The sequence below is a fragment of the Pseudomonas sp. genome (genome assembly GCF_033723075.1).
GTDB lineage: Bacteria > Pseudomonadota > Gammaproteobacteria > Pseudomonadales > Pseudomonadaceae > Aquipseudomonas.
In genome coordinates this window covers 153,231-170,079 of the sequence record NZ_JAWVXU010000005.1, presented here as the reverse complement: position 1 = coordinate 170,079, position 16,849 = coordinate 153,231, and the positions used below count along the sequence as shown (strand labels likewise).

The following is a 16,849-nucleotide window of genomic DNA, read 5'->3' as shown; positions in this document are numbered from 1 at the left end:
GTCAGGCCCGCCGCCAGGGCGAGCCCGTTATCTCTCAATCAGTGAACCTGGCCATTGACCATGCGTTTGGCCGCGCCGCTGGCGATCAATTCAGCCAGGGCCGCCACATCCAGCAAGGCGCACATGTGCTCGATCACCGTACCCGCCAGCCAGGGTCGTAGCGTACGCTGGGTGCGCCACTTGATCTCGCTCGGGTCCAAGCGAATCGAACGGCTGACCTGATGCACGGCCAGGCCCCATTCATAGCCTTGCACTGAAATCACATACTGCAGACCCTGGCGAAAATCATCGCGATAACGGTCAGGCATGACCCAGCGCGCGGTATCCAGGACTTTCAGGTTGCCGGCCTGACACGGCAGTATGCCGAGAAACCAGTCCGGCTGGCCAAATAATGGCGTCAGCTCCTGCCCCTCCAGCGGAAATATCGAGCCCAGGCACACCAGCGGCACCGCCAGGGTCAGGCCGGCGACGTCGAACAACAGGCATTCGAACGGCTCTTGCGCCCACTCCGGCCGCTCGCCCGGCTGCAAACCGGACACCAGGTTCGACGACGTGGCGGGCAGATGGACGTCGATCACCGACTCGATCGACACCGGCTGAGTGGCGACAGCTGGTGCCGGCTCGATCACCGGAACCACAACAGGCGCGGCTTCAACCAGCGCCTGCACCGGCGCAGCCGAGAGCAGGCCGGCATCGCGCACCTGCTCCTCCAGCACCGCGGCCTCGAACTCGTCCAGGCTGCTCTCGACCAATTCGACTGCAGCCTCCTGCAGCAAGCTGTCCAGATAAGACTGCAAGGCTAACTGGGGACGCGTGGCGGTGGCGACGGGACGACTCATAGATGGAATCCGCAAAAATAGCCTGTACAACTTATCGGCCGCAGTGGCGGCATACTTGAGCGCTTCGGCTCAACATAGACCCTCATCTCAAGCCACCTGCGCGGCCAACTGCTGCGCCAGCAGGTGCTTGAGCAGCGCCCGATAAGCCAGTACGCCGCGGCTGTTGGGGTCGAACTGCGAAGGCGTGCGCCCTGCGCGGCTGGCATCACGCAAGCGCGTGTCGATCGGAATATAGGCTGGCCACAGGTGTTCGGGATAGCTGTTGCGCAGCATGCGCAAGGTGCTCAGCGAGGCCTGGGTACGCCGGTCGAACAAAGTCGGCACTATGCTGTAGGGCAAGGCCTGTTTGCGCGACCGGTTGATCATCGCCAGGGTACTGACCATGCGCTCCAGGCCCTTGACCGCGAGAAACTCGGTCTGCACCGGAATCACCAGCTGCTGACTGGCCGCCAGCGCATTGACCATCAGCACGCCCAGCAGCGGCGGACTGTCGATCACCGCATGGTCGTAGCCCTGCCAAAGCTGCGCCAGACTCTTGGCAATGACCAGGCCCAGACCGCTCTGCCCGGGGGATTGGCGCTCGAGCGTGGCCAATGCGGTACTCGACGGCAACAGGGCTATGCGCTCGTGACTGGTGGGCAGCAGCAATTGCTCAGGCAGTCCTTGGGGCACCACGCCCTGATGCAGGAACAGGTCGAAGCAGCTGTGCTCCAATGCATCCGGATCGTGGCCGAAATAACTGGTCATCGAGCCGTGGGGGTCGAGATCGACCACCACCACGCGCTTGCCGGCATCGGCCAGCAGGCCGGCCAAGGCGATGGCGGTGGTGGTCTTGCCAACACCACCCTTTTGATTGGCTACTGCCCAGACTCTCATCTTGTTTGTCCTTCCGGCATGATCCAGACCCTACCGAGAACGGGCGTCGCCCTAGGGGGCAAACGACGGAGGATTGACGGCACCCGCTGACGGGGCCTGCACTGCAGGCGGTGGTGCAGGTTGCGTGCCAGCCCGCTGCAAGGCGCTATCGGGGCGAGCATTGGAACTGCCCACACCACTCACACTGCGGCGCACATCGAGATTGCGTGACACCACCAACACCACCCGCCGGTTGCGTGCCCGACCATCGGCCGTCGCGTTGTCCGCCACGGGCTGGAACTCACCATAGCCCACTGACGCCAAGCGCCCGGGGTTGACCCCATCCATGGCGAGCATGCGCACGATGCTGGCCGCCCGGGCTGCAGACAACTCCCAGTTGGTCGGGTACTGCGCGGTTTTAATCGGCAGATTGTCGGTAAAGCCTTCGACATGCACCGGATTTTCATAAGGCGCCAGAATTTTGGCAATTTTCTCGATAAGATCGAATGCCGCATTGTTCGGCAAGGCATCGCCACTGGGGAACAACAGGCTGGAACTGAGCTCGATCTCGACCCACAACTCGTTGCCGCTCACTTTCAGTTGCTTGGAGTCGATCAACCCGGCAAACGCCTGACGCATGCTCTCGACGATGCTCTGCAGAGAGTCTGCCGCCTGACCGAGCGGCACTTCCTCATCGACCAGCGCACGATCCGGTTCGGTGGTTCGCGGCCGCTCATCGCCCACAGGGATAGGCTTGATCGCCCGATCGGGCTGGTTGAACACCCCGGTCAGACTGTCCGAGAGAATCTTGTACTTGCCCTCATTGACCGAGGACATCGAATACATCACCACGAAAAAGGCGAACAACAGGGTAATGAAGTCCGCGTAGGAGACCAGCCAGCGCTCATGGTTTTCGTGCTCTTCCTGATGCCTGCGACGAGCCATGGTTACTCCATGAAGCCTTGCAGCTTCAACTCGATGGAGCGCGGGTTTTCACCTTCGGCGATCGACAAAATGCCTTCCAGCAACATCTCGCGATAGCGCGACTGCCGCTGGGCGACGGCCTTGAGCTTGTTGCCAATGGGCAGCAGCAGCAGGTTGGCAAAACCGACCCCGTAGATGGTGGCGACAAAGGCTACGGCAATGCCGCTGCCGAGCTTGCTCGGATCGGCCAGGTTGCCCATCACATGGATCAGGCCCATCACCGCACCGATGATGCCGATGGTCGGCGCGTAGCCGCCCATGCTTTCGTAGACCTTGGCGGCCTGGATATCGCGGCCCTCCTGGGTGTACAGATCGACCTCGAGAATGCTGCGCACGGCCTCGGGCTCGGCGCCATCGACCAGCAGTTGCAGACCCTTGCGCGCATAGGGATCGGTCTCGGCATCGGCCACCGTCTCAAGGCCGAGCAGGCCCTCCTTGCGCGCGGTCATGCTCCAGCCGACGACACGCTCGATGCCGCCAACCAGGTCGATGTGTGGCGGAAAAAATATCCAGCGCAGGATCACCAGGGCCCGCTTGAACACGCTGACCGGTGCCTGCAGGAACGCCGCGCCCAGGGTGCCGCCAATCACGATCAGTGCCGCCGGGCCATTGAGCAGCGCCGCCACATGACCGCCCTCCAGATAGTTGCCACCCAGAATGGCGACGAACGCCAGGATGACCCCTATCAGGCTCAGCACATCCATTACACGCAGGCCTCTGCCAGGTGCCGACCGATGTCGTCGAGGCTGTAGATGGCGTCCACCAGATTGGCTTTGACCACTGCCATCGGCATGCCATAGATCACGCAACTGGCCTCATCCTGCGCCCACACCTGACTGCCACCCTGCTTGAGCAGGCGTGCGCCTTCGCGACCATCGGCGCCCATACCGGTCAATACCACCGCCAGCACCTTGTCGTGAAATGACTTGGCCGCCGAGCCGAAGGTAATGTCGACACAGGGTTTGTAGTTCAGGCGCTCGTCGCCCGGCAGAATCCTCACCGCACCGCGACCATCGATCATCATCTGCTTGCCGCCCGGCGCCAGCAGCGCCAACCCCGGACGCAACAGATCGCCATCCTCGGCTTCCTTGACGTTGATCCGGCACAGCTTGTCCAGGCGCTCGGCAAATGCCTTGGTAAAAGCCGCAGGCATGTGCTGAATCAGTACCAGTGGCGCAGGAAAGTTGGCCGGCAACTGGGTCAACACGCGCTGCAGGGCCACAGGCCCACCGGTCGAGGTTCCAATGGCCACCAGCTTGTAGGACTTGCGCTTGGGCACACTCGCGCGCGCAGTAACCGGTGCAGGTGCACTGACGCTCGGACGACCGAGGCTACTGGGCGCTGCCGGCTTTCCCGGCGTGCCGGCAACCGGCGCTGGCGCTGGCGCTGGCGTCGGATTCAAACTGCGGCGGTTACTGCGCGCAACCGTGTGAATCCTTTCGCAGAGCAGCTGCTTGACCTTCTCCGGGTTGCGCGAGATGTCCTCGAAGTTCTTCGGCAGAAAATCTGCCGCGCCAGCCTCCAGGGCGTCCAGGGTGACGCGGGCGCCTTCGTGAGTCAGCGAAGAGAACATCAATACCGGGGTCGGGCAGCGCTGCATGATGTTTCGTACGGCGGTGATGCCGTCCATCATCGGCATCTCGTAGTCCATGGTGATCACATCTGGCTTGAGCGCCAGCGCCTGATCGATGGCTTCGCGACCATTGGTCGCCGTACCCACTACCTGGATATTCGGGTCGCTCGAGAGAATTTCCGAAACGCGCCGGCGAAAAAAACCGGAATCGTCTACCACCAACACCTTGACCACCATAAACACTCCTAAACGGCGCCACCCCAGGCGGCGCCGCGAACAATCAGATGCGCCGCGCGTAGCGCTTGAGCATGCTCGGCACGTCGAGAATCAAGGCGATACGCCCATCGCCAGTGATGGTGGCGCCAGACATACCCGGAGTGCCCTGGAGCATTTTGCCCAACGGCTTGATCACCACCTCCTCCTGGCCAACCAGTTGATCGACGACGAAACCAATGCGCTGACTGCCGACGGTGAGAATCACCACATGGCCCTCACGCTGTTCCTCATGGGCGGCGCTGCGTACCAGCCAGCGCTTGAGGTAAAACAGCGGTAGTGCCTTGTCGCGCACGATCACTACCTCCTGGCCATCGACCACGTTGGTACGCGACAGATCGAGATGGAAAATCTCGTTGACGTTGACCAGCGGGAAAGCGAAGGCCTGGTTGCCCAGCATCACCATCAGCGTCGGCATGATCGCCAGGGTCAGCGGCACCTTGATGATGATCTTCGAGCCCTGGCCCTTGACCGAAAACACGTTGACCGTGCCGTTGAGCTGGGAAATCTTGGTTTTCACCACGTCCATGCCGACCCCGCGGCCGGACACATCGGAAATCTCGGTCTTGGTCGAGAAGCCCGGCGCGAAGATCAGGTTGTAGCATTCGAACTCGTTGAGCCGGTCGGCCGCGTCCTTGTCCAGCAGGCCCTTCTCTACGGCCTTGGCACGCAGCACGTCGGCGTCCATGCCCTTGCCATCATCGGAAATCGACAGGAGGATGTGATCGCCTTCCTGCTCGGCCGAGAGCACCACCTTGCCGCCGCGCGACTTGCCCGCGGCCTCGCGCTCTTCCGGGGTTTCGATGCCGTGGTCGACGGCGTTGCGCACCAAGTGCACCAGCGGATCGGCCAGCGCTTCGACCAGGTTCTTGTCCAGATCGGTCTCTTCGCCGACCAGTTCCAGATTGATCTCTTTCTTCAGACTGCGCGCCAGATCGCGGACCAGGCGCGGGAAGCGGCCGAAGACCTTCTTGATCGGCTGCATGCGCGTCTTCATCACCGCTGTCTGCAGATCCGCGGTGACCACGTCGAGGTTGGAGACGGCTTTGGCCATCGCCTCATCGCCACTGTTGGAGCCCAGACGCACCAGACGGTTACGCACCAGCACCAGTTCGCCGACCATGTTCATGATCTCGTCCAGGCGCGCGGTATCCACCCGTACCGTGGTTTCCGCCTCGCTGGGCGCTTGCGCCTTGTCGGCGACTGCGGCAGTCGGCGTCGGCGCTTTCAGTGGAGCAACCTTGGCCTCGGGTTTGGCCAGGGGCTGAGCGGGAGCTACGGGCTTGACCGGAGCGGCGGGCGCTACTGCGGCGGTGGGCGCCTTGGCGATCGCGGCCGGCTCGACAAACTTGCCCTTGCCATGCAGCTGATCGAGCAGCGCCTCGAACTCGTCGTCGCTGATTTCATCACCAGCCGCTGGCGCAACGGGCGCTGCGACCGGCGGCGCCACAGCCGCGGCGGGTGCGGCGAACTGGCCCTTGCCATGCAACTGGTCGAGCAGGGCCTCGAATTCATCGTCGCTGATTTCGTTGCTGGCGGCGTCCGCGGCTGGCTGTAGTGCGACATTGGCGACCACTGGCGGCGGGGCGAACTGCCCTTTGCCATGCAGCTCATCGAGCAGCGATTCGAACTCGTCATCGCTGATTTCGTCACTGCCAACGCTGGTGCTCGCCACCTGACCAGGCGACTCGGTCAGCGCATCGAGCAACTGCTCGAATTCGCTGTCGGTGATATCGCCAGCGGCCGCCGCTGGCGCCTCGGCAACAACTTCGGCAACGGGCTGTTCGAGCGCAACGGCAGCAGCCGGCTCGGCCAAACGCGCCAGGGCGGCCAGCAATTCCCGGGTGGCCGGCGTCGGTGCAACGCGCTCACGCACTTCGGTGAACATGCCATTGACCGCATCGAGCGCTTCCAGCACTACATCCATCAATTCGGAGTCGACGCGCCGCTCACCCTTGCGCAGGATGTCGAAGACGTTTTCTGCGATATGGCAGCATTCCACCAGTTCATTGAGCTGGAGAAAACCGGCACCACCTTTGACGGTATGGAAACCGCGAAAAATAGCGTTGAGCAGATTCATGTCGTCCGGGCGGCTTTCAAGCTCCACCAACTGCTCGGACAGTAGTTCAAGAATCTCGCCGGCCTCCACCAGGAAGTCCTGGAGGATTTCTTCATCGGCGCCGAAGCTCATATGACGTGCTCCTAAAATCCCAGACTGGAAAGCAGATCGTCGACGTCATCCTGATTGGATGCGACGTCTTCACGCTTATCGGCATGAATCTGCGGACCTTCACCGTGGGAAGGCTCTTTTTGTTGTTCTTGTTCAGCACGCAGCACGGCGTGGTCATGCTCGATACCGGCAAAACGATCGACCTGACTGGCCATCAGCACCAGTTTGAGCAGGTTGCTTTCCACTTCGGTGACCAACTGGGTTACCCGCTTGATCACCTGACCGGTCAAATCCTGATAATCCTGCGCGAGCAGAATATCGTTGAGATGGGCGGAGACCTGAACGCTGTCACGCTCGCTATTGGCGAGGAACAGTTCAATCCGCCTGGCCAGGTCACGAAAGCCGTCGGCGCCCATTTCCCGGCGCATGAAGCGGCCCCAGTCGGCACTCAGGCTCTGCGCCTCGGCGCCGATGCCGTTGACCAGCGGAGAACTCAGTTCGACCAGATCCATGGTGCGATTGGCCGCATTCTCGGTCATCGTCACCACATAGTTCAGGCGTTCGGTCGCGTCGGTGATTTGCGACACTTCCTTGGCATGCGGCACCCGCGGATCGAGCTGAAAATTGACGATGGCGTTATGCAGCTCGCGCGTCAGCTTGCCGACCTCGTGATACAGCCCACGGTCGCGCACCTTGTTGATATCGTTGATCAATTGCACCGCTTCGCCAAAATCGCCGTGTTCCAGGCTATCCACCAATTGGCGTGCGTGAACTTTCAGGGTCGACTCGAAGTCACCCTGAGCGGAATCATCGTGTTCCATAGTGCCCTCGCGGCAGACATCAGCCGTTGACCCGCTCGAAGATTTTTTCAATCTTTTCTTTCAGCACCTGGGCTGTGAACGGTTTGACCACATAGCCATTCACCCCGGCTTGCGCGGCCTCGATGATCTGATCGCGTTTCGCTTCGGCGGTCACCATCAACACCGGCAGGTGCTTCAGACGCTCGTCGGCGCGCACCGCACGCAACAAGTCGATCCCGGTCATGCCTGGCATATTCCAGTCAGTCACCAGAAAATCGAAACTGCCGCTGTGCAGCATCGGCAGTGCAGTGGTGCCGTCATCGGCCTCTGCGGTATTGGTAAACCCCAAGTCACGCAGGAGGTTCTTGATGATCCGGCGCATCGTTGAAAAGTCGTCAACGATGAGGATTTTCATGTTTTTGTCCAAGTCGACCTCCGTACAGTCCCAAACGAACCCAGCACCTGGGTACGCTTTTAATCGTGAAACCGGCCTGACAGGCTGCTGCAGAACGCCTGAACTCGCCAGGTTTTGCAACGGCCTGCTGATTTAACTGCTTAGCTCGCTCGCCATTCCCCCAGTCGTGCACGCAAACGTGCGGCACACTGAGTATGCAACTGGCTGACGCGCGATTCGCTAACCCCCAGAACCTCACCAATTTCCTTGAGATTCAGCTCTTCATCGTAATACAGCGCCAACACCAACCGCTCCCGCTCGGGCAAGTGGCTGATGGCATCGGCCAACGCCGCCTGGAAGTGTTCCTCCTCCAGTTCACGCGAGGGTTCGGGGTGGGTGCTGTGGACGTCTTCACGCAGTCCGCCATGCTCGCCGTCCTGCAACAGATCGTCGAAACTGAACAGCCGGCTGCCCAAAGTGTCGCCAAGAATGCCGTAGTAATCCTCGAGACTCAATTGGAGTTCGGCCGCAACCTCTTGATCTTTAGCGTCGCGACCGGTTCTTGCTTCAATTACCCGAATTGCGTCGCTGACCATGCGGCTGTTGCGGTGCACCGAACGCGGCGCCCAATCGCCTTTGCGCACCTCATCGAGCATCGAACCGCGGATGCGGATGCCGGCGAAGGTTTCGAAACTGGCACCCTTGCTGGAATCGTATTTCTTCGAGGCTTCGAGCAGACCAATCATCCCGGCCTGGATCAAATCATCTACCTGCACGTTGGCCGGCAAGCGCGCCAACAAGTGATAGGCAATCCGCTTGACCAGGGGCGCATAGCGCTCGATCAACTGGTGCTGGGCGTCCTGGGTCTGAGCCTTGCTATACATACGGAGTCCAGAAGCTGGTGTCATATGGCCGTGTCCGCGGCCGGTTGTTGCACCAGGCGTTCGACGAAGAACTCCAGATGACCGCGCGGGTTGGCCGGTAGCGGCCAGGCATCGACCTTCTGGGCAATCGCCTTGAACGCCAGGGAACACTTCGAACGCGGGAACGCTTCGTAGACCGCACGCTGTTTCTGCACGGCCTTGCGTACCGATTCATCGTAAGGCACCGCGCCGACATATTGCAGCGCGACGTCGAGGAAGCGGTCGGTAACCTTGGTCAGCTTAGCAAAGAGGTTGCGGCCTTCCTGTGGACTGTGCGCCATATTCGCCAGCACGCGGAAACGGCTCATGCCATGGTCGCGATTGAGCAGCTTGATCAGCGCATAGGCGTCCGTGATCGAAGTCGGCTCGTCACACACCACCACCAGCACTTCCTGGGCGGCGCGGACGAAGCTGACCACCGAGTCGCCGATACCGGCAGCGGTATCGATGATCAGCACATCGAGGTTGTCGCTGATGTCGCTGAAGGCCTGGATCAGGCCGGCATGCTGCATGGGCGAGAGCTGCACCATGCTCTGCGTGCCGGAGGCCGCGGGCACGATACGAATGCCGCCGGGGCCTTGCAGCACCACATCGCGCAGTTCGCACTCGCCACTGATCACATCGGCCAGTGTGCGCTTGGCCGTCAGGCCCAGCAGCACGTCGATGTTGGCCAGGCCCAGGTCGGCGTCCATCACCATCACCCGCCGACCGAGATCAGCCAGCGCCAGCGCCAGATTCACCGACACATTGGTCTTGCCGACGCCACCCTTGCCGCCGGTCACCGCAATCACCTGTACGGGATGCATACCCATGTTATCTACACACCTTGTCTGACTTCGACTGGAACTATGTGGCTGCCTGTACTCCGCCAATCCACTGCCGGGCACCACGCATCGCCGCATATCGCTGGACCACTCGCAGTGGCCATTAACCGGCGCGCCGCGCCGGATGTTGATAAAGCCCGGCAAACATCTCGGCCATCGTATCTTCGCTCGGATCCTCGGCGCTTTGCAGTCCTACCGCACGGCTCACCAACTGATGGCTGCGTGGCACCTGCAAATCATCCGGAATCCGTGGTCCATCAGTCAGATAGGCTACCGGTAGACGCTGGCCAATAGCCAGACCTAAAACTTCGCCCAGACTGGTGGCCTCATCCAGTTTGGTCAGGATGCAGCCGGAAAGACCGCAGCGCTTGTAGCTGTGGTAGGCGGCTTTGAGCACCTGGCTCTGGCTGGTTGCGGCCAGGACCAGGTAATTCCTGGACTTGATGCCGCGACTGGCCAGGGTCTCGAGCTGCATGTGCAGGGCGGGATCGCTGGCCGGCAGACCGGCGCTATCGATCAAGACCACACGCTTGCGCGCCAATGGGGCCAGAGCCTGGGTCAACGACTGCCCCGGATCGACCAGGGTCACCGGCACATTGAGAATACGCCCCAGGGTCTTCAGTTGTTCCTGGGCGCCAATCCGATAACTGTCCAGGCTGACCAGGGCGACATGCTGAGCGCCGTACTTGAGCACATAACGCGCGGCCAGCTTGGCCAGGGTAGTGGTTTTACCCATGCCGGCAGGACCGACCAGAGCAATCACCCCGCCCTCCTCCAGCGGCTCCTGCTGCGGCGTTTGAATCGCATGGGCCAGGTGAGCGAGCAACATGCCCCAGGCCTGGCGCGGCTCGGCGACATTCGCCACGCGCTCGAGCAACACCCGCGACAACTCGGCGGGCAGGCCCATGCGCTGCAGGCGCCGCCAGAGGTTGGCCTGCTGTGGCCGACGCGTCTGCATCTGGCCCCAGGCCATGGAGCCGAGCTGCACCTCGAGCAACTCACGCAAGCCGTGCAACTCGGAACGCATGGCTTCCAGTGCGCCCTGGTCGCTGGTTGTCATCGGCGTCGGCGCGGCCATGCGCAACGCGCTATCCAGACTGTCGAGCGGCGCTGCCGGCTCTTCGGCAAACAGCTGGCGATCCTTGCTGGCGTCGGCTTGGCTGCGCGTGACCAGTTCGGTCTGGGCCGCGGCGATACGGGCCTGGGTCTGGCGCAACTCGGCTTCCAGCTCCGGGTTCGGTTGCCGGGCAGGTGCGGCGGGAATCTGGTAGTCCAGTGCGGCAGTCAACTCGACACCGCCGGCAACCCGGCGGTTGCCGATGATCGAGGCGTCCGCGCCGAGCTCATCGCGAACCAGCTTCATGGCCTGGCGCATATCGGCAGCGAAAAAACGTTTAACCTGCATGGCCTGTTACCTCGGTTAATTCTGCCCCACCGTCGCGACGATGGTGACCTGCTTGTTGTCCGGGATTTCCTGGTAAGCCAGCACGTGCACACTCGGCACTGCCAACCGTGCAAACCGCGAGAGCATCGCCCGAACCGGTCCGGCTACCAGCAGGATCACTGGCTTACCGAGCATTTCCTGGCGCTGCGCTGCTTCCACCAGGGAACGCTGCAGCTTCTCGGCCATGCCCGGTTCCAGGAGGATGCCCTCCTCGGAGCCTTGACCGGCCTTCTGTAGACTGTTTAGCAATATCTGTTCCAACCTCGGCTCAAGGGTGATCACAGGCAGCTCCAGCTCTAGTCCCACTATGCTTTGCACGATGGCGCGAGCCAGGGCGACCCGCACTGACGCGACCATCGCGGCGGGATCTTGACTCTTCGGCGCCACGTTGGCGATGGCTTCGGCGATGGTACGGATGTCGCGCACCGGCACCTGCTCCTGTAGCAATGCCTGCAGCACCTTGAGCAGGGTCGACAGCGAGACCAGGCCCGGCACCAGCTCCTCGGCCAGCTTCGGCGAGCTTTTCGCCAGCAGCTGCATGAGCTGCTGGACCTCCTCATGCCCCAGCAGCTCATGGGCGTGCTTGTGCAAAACCTGATTGAGGTGGGTAGCGACCACGGTGCTGGCATCGACCACGGTGTAGCCCAGCGATTGCGCCTGATCGCGCTGGCTCGGGTCGATCCACACCGCCTCCAGACCGAACGCCGGATCTTTGGCGGCAACCCCGTTGAGGGTGCCGAATACCTGACCCGGATTGATCGCCAACTCGCGATCCGGGTAGACCTCGGCCTCGGCCACGCTGACGCCCATCAAGGTCAGGCGGTAGGCGCTGGGCTGCAAATCGAGGTTGTCGCGGATATGCACCGAGGGCATGAGGAAGCCCATCTCCTGGGAGAGCTTCTTGCGCACGCCCTTGATCCGCGCGAGCAACTGGCCACCCTGGTTGCGGTCAACCAGCGGAATCAGCCGGTAGCCGACCTCCAGGCCGACCATGTCCACCGGCATGACGTCGTCCCAGCCGAGCTCCTTGACCTCCTGGGCACGCTGGGCCGGCAGCAGTTCCTGCTGGCGCTGCACCTCATGCACCTCCTCTTCCTTGACTTGGCGCTGCTTGTTGGCGATCCAGTAGGCGCCGGCCGCAGCGACCAGGCCCAGGCTGATAAAGGAAAAATGCGGCATGCCGGGCACCAGGCCCATGGCGATCATGATCGCCGCCGCCACGGCCAGGGCACGCGGCGAGGCGAACATCTGCCGATTGACCTGGGCGCCCATGTCTTCCGAACTGGAGACGCGGGTGACCATGATCGCCGCGGCGGTCGACAGCAGCAGCGAGGGGATCTGGGCGACCAGGCCGTCGCCGATGGTCAGCAGGGTGTAGACCTTGCCGGCATCGGCGAAACTCAGGTCGTGCTGGAAGATGCCGATGGCGATGCCACCGATCAGGTTGATGAACAGAATCAGCAGACCGGCGATGGCATCGCCACGGACGAACTTGCTGGCACCGTCCATCGAGCCATAGAAGTCGGCCTCCTGGGAGACCTCGGAACGACGCGTCTTGGCTTCCGCCTGATCGATCAGGCCGGCATTCAGGTCGGCGTCGATGGCCATCTGCTTGCCGGGCATGGCGTCCAGGGTGAAGCGTGCGCTGACCTCGGAAATCCGCCCAGCGCCCTTGGTCACCACCACGAAGTTGATGATCATGAGGATGGCGAACACCACGATACCGACCACGTAGTTGCCGCCGATCACCACCTCGCCGAAGGCCTGAATCACCTGCCCCGCCGCGCCATGGCCGTCATGGCCGTTGAGCAGCACCACGCGGGTGGAGGCGACGTTCAGCGCCAGACGGAGCAAGGTTGCCGCCAGCAGGATGGTCGGGAACACCGCAAAGTCCAGCGGGCGCAAGGCATAGATGCCGACCAGCAGCACCACGATCGACAGGGCGATGCTGAAGGTAAACAACACGTCGAGCAGGAACGGCGGAATCGGCAGCATGACCATGCCGAGCATGACCAGCAGCATCAAGGGGATGCCCAGGTTGCCCTCGCGCAACCCGGACAGGTTGCTGCGCACGTTGCCGACCATTTGTGAGCGATCTACTGCCACATCCCTACCCCAGCCAATTCAATCTTTTGACGCTAACCGCGCCTTTGCCAAGGGGTTTGCAAGAAGCTGTCCAACTTTGCCTGGCCGAGGGATGAGGGATGGGGTGAGCCTCTGAGCCGATATTCGCTCGAGACCGCTATTTGGGCGCGGGGCACCCCATCGCCGCGTCAGGCCTGCTGACGCCATGTCGGGATACGCGGCGCTCGAAGGGCGTGGATACCGGTAATCCGCCGGCCAGCGCCGCTAACCCGACCTACTCGCGGCGTAAATCCGGCGGGATCGGCAGGTCCGGCAGCGGCGCCGGGCGCTTGCCCTTGCCGGCCTGGTACTGACGGATTTGGTAGACGTAGGCCAGTACCTGGGCCACTGCCAGGTAGAGGCCGGCGGGAATTTCCTGGTCCAGCTCGGTGGAGTAGAACACCGCCCGCGCCAGTGCCGGCGACTCCAACAGCATGACCTGGTGCGCCTGAGCGATCTCGCGAATCTTCAATGCGGTGAAATCGCCGCCCTTGGCCAGCAACACCGGCGCACTACCTTTGCTCGGGTCGTACTTCAGGGCCACGGCGAAGTGGGTCGGGTTGGTGATCACCACGTCCGCCTGCGGCACGGCCTGCATCATGCGCCGCTCGGCCATCTCGCGCTGCAACTGACGAATACGCTGCTTAACCTCGGGCTTGCCCTCGCTGTCCTTGTACTCGTCGCGCACTTCCTGCTTGGTCATCATCATCTTCTGCTTGTTGTCCCAGAGCTGGAACGGCACATCCACCGCCGCAATCAGCACCAGCCCGCAGGCCATCCACAGCGCACTCCAGCCAACCACCTGGGCCGCATGCAGAATCGCCGATTCAATCGGCTCGTGGGCCATCGCCAGCAAGTCGTCGACGTTGGCCGACAGCACGGCCAGCGCCACGGCAAGTATCAGGGTGAATTTGGCCAGCGCCTTGAGCAACTCGACCAGCGCCTTGGCCGAGAACATCCGTTTGAGCCCCGCCAACGGATTCATTCGGCTCATCTTGGGCGCCATCGCCTTGGCCGAGAACAGCCAGCCACCCAATGAAATCGGGCCGACAATCGAGGCAACCAGCAAGGCCAGAAACAAGGGCAGCACGGCATCCACGGCGACTTTGCCGGAGGCCAGCAGCCAGATCATCATGGAGCGCTCGTCCATGATCACCTCGCGCGACAGGGAGAAGTTGCCGCTCATGATCGACAGCAAGGCACTGCCCAGGCTGCCGCCAATGGCCAGCAGGCCACCAGCCCCGGCCAGCATGATCGCCAGGGTGTTGAGCTCGCGGGAGCGGGCAATCTGACCTTTCTCACGGGATTCACGAAGGCGTTTCTCCGTGGGTTCCTCGCTTTTATCGGCACCGCTCTCCGATTCGGCCATGGCTTAACTCGCCCGCGCCATTTCGCGCAACAGTTGCAGGGCTTCGCTGGCGAATACCTGGTACTGCGCAAGAATATCGGCCATGCCAATCCAGAAGATCACCAACCCCACGACCAGGGTCAGCGGAAAACCGATGGAGAAAATGTTCAGCTGCGGCGCGGCGCGGGTCATCACCCCGAAGGCCAGGTTGACCACCAGCAGCGCGGTGATCGCCGGCAACACCAGAATCAGCGCCGCACCTATCACCCAACCCAGCTTATTGGCCAGCTCCCAATAGTGCTCGACCAGAAAACCACCCCCAACCGGCAGGGTGACGAAGCTCTCGGCCAGCACCTCGAAGACCACCAGATGGCCGTTCATGGCGAGAAACAGCAAGGTCACCAGCATCAGCAGAAACTGCCCGATCACCGCCACCGAGATGCCGTTGGCCGGGTCGACCATGGAGGCGAAACCCAGGCCCATCTGCGTCGCCACTATCTGTCCGGCGATGACGAACGCATGAAAGAACAGCTGCAGGATAAAGCCCAGCATCACCCCGATCAGTACTTCCTGGGCGATCAGAATAAATGTCGGCAGACTCAGCGCATCGACCTGCGGCATCGGCGGTAGGTTGGGCATCAACACCAGGCAGATCGCCAACGCCAGATACAGGCGCACGCGCATCGGCACCAACTGCGTACCAGTGATCGGCATCACCATCAACAACGCCGCAATGCGAAACAGCGGCAGCAGGAAGGAGCCCACCCAGCCGCCGATCTGCGCATCGCTCAGTTCCAGCATGTCAGCCGATCAGCATAGGAATGTTCATAATCAGATTCTCCGTGTACTCGATCATGCGCTGGGCCAACCAGGGTCCGGCGACGATCAGGGTGACCAGGATCACCAGCAGGCGCGGCAGAAAGCTCAGGGTCTGTTCGTTGATCTGGGTCGCGGCCTGGAACATCGCGACCATCAAGCCGACCAGCAGGCTGGGCACGACTATGATCGCGACTATGGTGGCGGTCAGCCACAGCGCCTCGCGAAACAGGTCGACGGCTACCTCGGGCGTCATGGCTAGGTCCCTCCGAAGCTGGCGGCCAGGGTACCCATGATCAGCGCCCAGCCATCGATGAGGACGAACAGCATGATCTTGAACGGCAGAGAAATGATCAGCGGCGAGAGCATCATCATGCCCATGGCCATGAGGATACTGGCCACTACCAGGTCAATCACCAGGAACGGGATGAAGATCATGAAGCCGATCTGGAACGCCGTCTTCAGCTCGGAGGTGACGAACGCCGGGACCAGGATGACCAGGGGCGTATCTTCCGGGCTGGCAATATCGTTGCGCTTGGACAGGCGCATGAACAACTCCAGATCGCTTTCGCGGGTCTGCGCCAGCATGAAGTTCTTCAGCGGCACCTCGGCCTTGGCAATCGCCTCCTGGGCCGGCAATTGCTCGCTGAGATAAGGCTGCAAGGCATCCTTGTTAATCTGCTCGAACACCGGCGCCATGATGAACAGGGTGAGAAACAGTGCCAGGCCGACGAGAATCTGGTTGGACGGCGTCTGCTGCAGGCCCAGGGCCTGGCGCAGGATGGAGAACACGATGATGATGCGGGTGAAACTGGTCATCAGCATGACGAAGGCCGGAATGAAGCTCAGCGCCGTCATGATCAACAGGATCTGCAGGCTGACCGAATACTCCTGCTGGCCTTCGGTATCGGTGCTCAGGGTGATCGCCGGGATCGACAACGGATTGTCGGCGGCAAACACCTCGCCGGCAAAAACCATGGGCGCGAGCAGGGAGAACAGCAGAACCAGCAGCAGGCGCAACGCACTCATCAAGACTTGTCCTTCTGATCCTTGCCCGACTGATCCTTGCCCAGCAGCTCCATCAGGCGCTGGGCGAACTCGGTCGAGGCCGGCTCGCCGTCGGGCAGGTGCACCGGCTCTTTCAGCACATGCAAGGGCGCGATGCGTCCCGGCGTCAAGCCGAGGAGAATCTGCTCGCCACCGACCTGGACCAGCACCAGGCGATCGCGCGGGCTGAGCGCCTGGCTGGCGACTATCTTGATCACCTGCTGGCTGCCGCGCGGACCTAGCTGCTGCACCCGGCGCATCAGCCAGGCGAGCAGGAAGATCAGGCCGATCACCAGCAGCAGACCAAGCAGCAACTGCACCAGTTGCCCGGCCATGCCGCTGCCGGCCATGGGCGTGGCCGCTTGCGCGGCCGGTTCGGCGGCCAGGGCGGTGAACGGCAGGAACAGGGGGATAGCAAAAAATCTGTGCATGATC

17 protein-coding genes are annotated in these 16,849 nt (G+C 62.1%); all 17 read right to left on the bottom strand.

All coding sequences use genetic code 11. From position 1 onward, the window contains the following. Positions 1-38: 38 nt before the first annotated feature. The 17 genes from R3355_RS08155 to fliO all read right to left on the bottom strand — a co-directional run bounded on the left by R3355_RS08155 (position 39) and on the right by fliO (position 16,845). Positions 39-839 (bottom strand): CheW domain-containing protein, encoded by an 801-nt coding sequence (locus tag R3355_RS08155; protein ID WP_318960788.1) that lies wholly within the window; start codon positions 837-839, stop codon positions 39-41. 87 nt (positions 840-926) lie between these two features. Next, complete coding sequence (locus tag R3355_RS08150; RefSeq protein ID WP_318947660.1) at positions 927-1,715, bottom strand: ParA family protein; 789 nt, start codon at positions 1,713-1,715, stop codon at positions 927-929. A 51-nt stretch (positions 1,716-1,766) separates the two neighbouring features. Then, complete coding sequence (gene motD / locus R3355_RS08145; protein WP_318960787.1) at positions 1,767-2,639, bottom strand: flagellar motor protein MotD; 873 nt, start codon at positions 2,637-2,639, stop codon at positions 1,767-1,769. A 2-nt stretch (positions 2,640-2,641) separates the two neighbouring features. After that, complete coding sequence (locus tag R3355_RS08140; RefSeq protein ID WP_318947662.1) at positions 2,642-3,382, bottom strand: flagellar motor protein; 741 nt, start codon at positions 3,380-3,382, stop codon at positions 2,642-2,644. Beyond that, positions 3,382-4,488, bottom strand: coding sequence for a chemotaxis response regulator protein-glutamate methylesterase (locus R3355_RS08135; protein WP_318960786.1), 1,107 nt, complete (start codon positions 4,486-4,488; stop codon positions 3,382-3,384). The genes R3355_RS08140 and R3355_RS08135 overlap by 1 nt, the downstream gene beginning before the upstream one ends. 43 nt (positions 4,489-4,531) lie before the next feature. Beyond that, the gene (locus R3355_RS08130; protein WP_318960785.1) at positions 4,532-6,715 is read right to left on the bottom strand and encodes a chemotaxis protein CheA; all 2,184 of its coding nucleotides are present in this window, start codon (positions 6,713-6,715) and stop codon (positions 4,532-4,534) included. A gap of 11 nt (positions 6,716-6,726) precedes the next feature. Beyond that, complete coding sequence (locus R3355_RS08125; protein ID WP_318960784.1) at positions 6,727-7,515, bottom strand: protein phosphatase CheZ; 789 nt, start codon at positions 7,513-7,515, stop codon at positions 6,727-6,729. A 19-nt stretch (positions 7,516-7,534) separates the two neighbouring features. Then, on the bottom strand, positions 7,535-7,909 hold the full coding sequence (locus R3355_RS08120) for a chemotaxis response regulator CheY (protein ID WP_170862135.1): 375 nt from the start codon (positions 7,907-7,909) through the stop codon (positions 7,535-7,537). A gap of 140 nt (positions 7,910-8,049) precedes the next feature. Further along, complete coding sequence (gene fliA, locus R3355_RS08115; protein WP_318947666.1) at positions 8,050-8,796, bottom strand: RNA polymerase sigma factor FliA; 747 nt, start codon at positions 8,794-8,796, stop codon at positions 8,050-8,052. Then, complete coding sequence (gene fleN / locus R3355_RS08110) at positions 8,793-9,623, bottom strand: flagellar synthesis regulator FleN (RefSeq protein WP_318960783.1); 831 nt, start codon at positions 9,621-9,623, stop codon at positions 8,793-8,795. Before fleN ends, fliA begins: the two co-directional genes overlap by 4 nt. A gap of 115 nt (positions 9,624-9,738) precedes the next feature. Beyond that, complete coding sequence (gene flhF / locus R3355_RS08105; protein WP_318960782.1) at positions 9,739-11,040, bottom strand: flagellar biosynthesis protein FlhF; 1,302 nt, start codon at positions 11,038-11,040, stop codon at positions 9,739-9,741. A gap of 15 nt (positions 11,041-11,055) precedes the next feature. Next, positions 11,056-13,164 (bottom strand): flagellar biosynthesis protein FlhA, encoded by a 2,109-nt coding sequence (flhA, locus tag R3355_RS08100; RefSeq protein ID WP_318960882.1) that lies wholly within the window; start codon positions 13,162-13,164, stop codon positions 11,056-11,058. A gap of 274 nt (positions 13,165-13,438) precedes the next feature. Continuing rightward, entirely contained in the window at positions 13,439-14,572 is a 1,134-nt protein-coding gene (gene flhB / locus R3355_RS08095) for a flagellar biosynthesis protein FlhB (protein WP_318960781.1), read from the bottom strand. 3 nt (positions 14,573-14,575) lie between these two features. Next, on the bottom strand, positions 14,576-15,352 hold the full coding sequence (gene fliR / locus R3355_RS08090) for a flagellar biosynthetic protein FliR (RefSeq protein WP_318947026.1): 777 nt from the start codon (positions 15,350-15,352) through the stop codon (positions 14,576-14,578). A 1-nt stretch (position 15,353) separates the two neighbouring features. Further along, complete coding sequence (gene fliQ / locus R3355_RS08085; protein WP_318947027.1) at positions 15,354-15,623, bottom strand: flagellar biosynthesis protein FliQ; 270 nt, start codon at positions 15,621-15,623, stop codon at positions 15,354-15,356. Between the two features lie 2 nt (positions 15,624-15,625). Beyond that, positions 15,626-16,396 (bottom strand): flagellar type III secretion system pore protein FliP, encoded by a 771-nt coding sequence (fliP, locus tag R3355_RS08080; RefSeq protein ID WP_413243491.1) that lies wholly within the window; start codon positions 16,394-16,396, stop codon positions 15,626-15,628. Continuing rightward, positions 16,396-16,845, bottom strand: coding sequence for a flagellar biosynthetic protein FliO (fliO, locus tag R3355_RS08075; protein ID WP_318960780.1), 450 nt, complete (start codon positions 16,843-16,845; stop codon positions 16,396-16,398). Before fliO ends, fliP begins: the two co-directional genes overlap by 1 nt. Positions 16,846-16,849 lie beyond the last annotated feature (4 nt).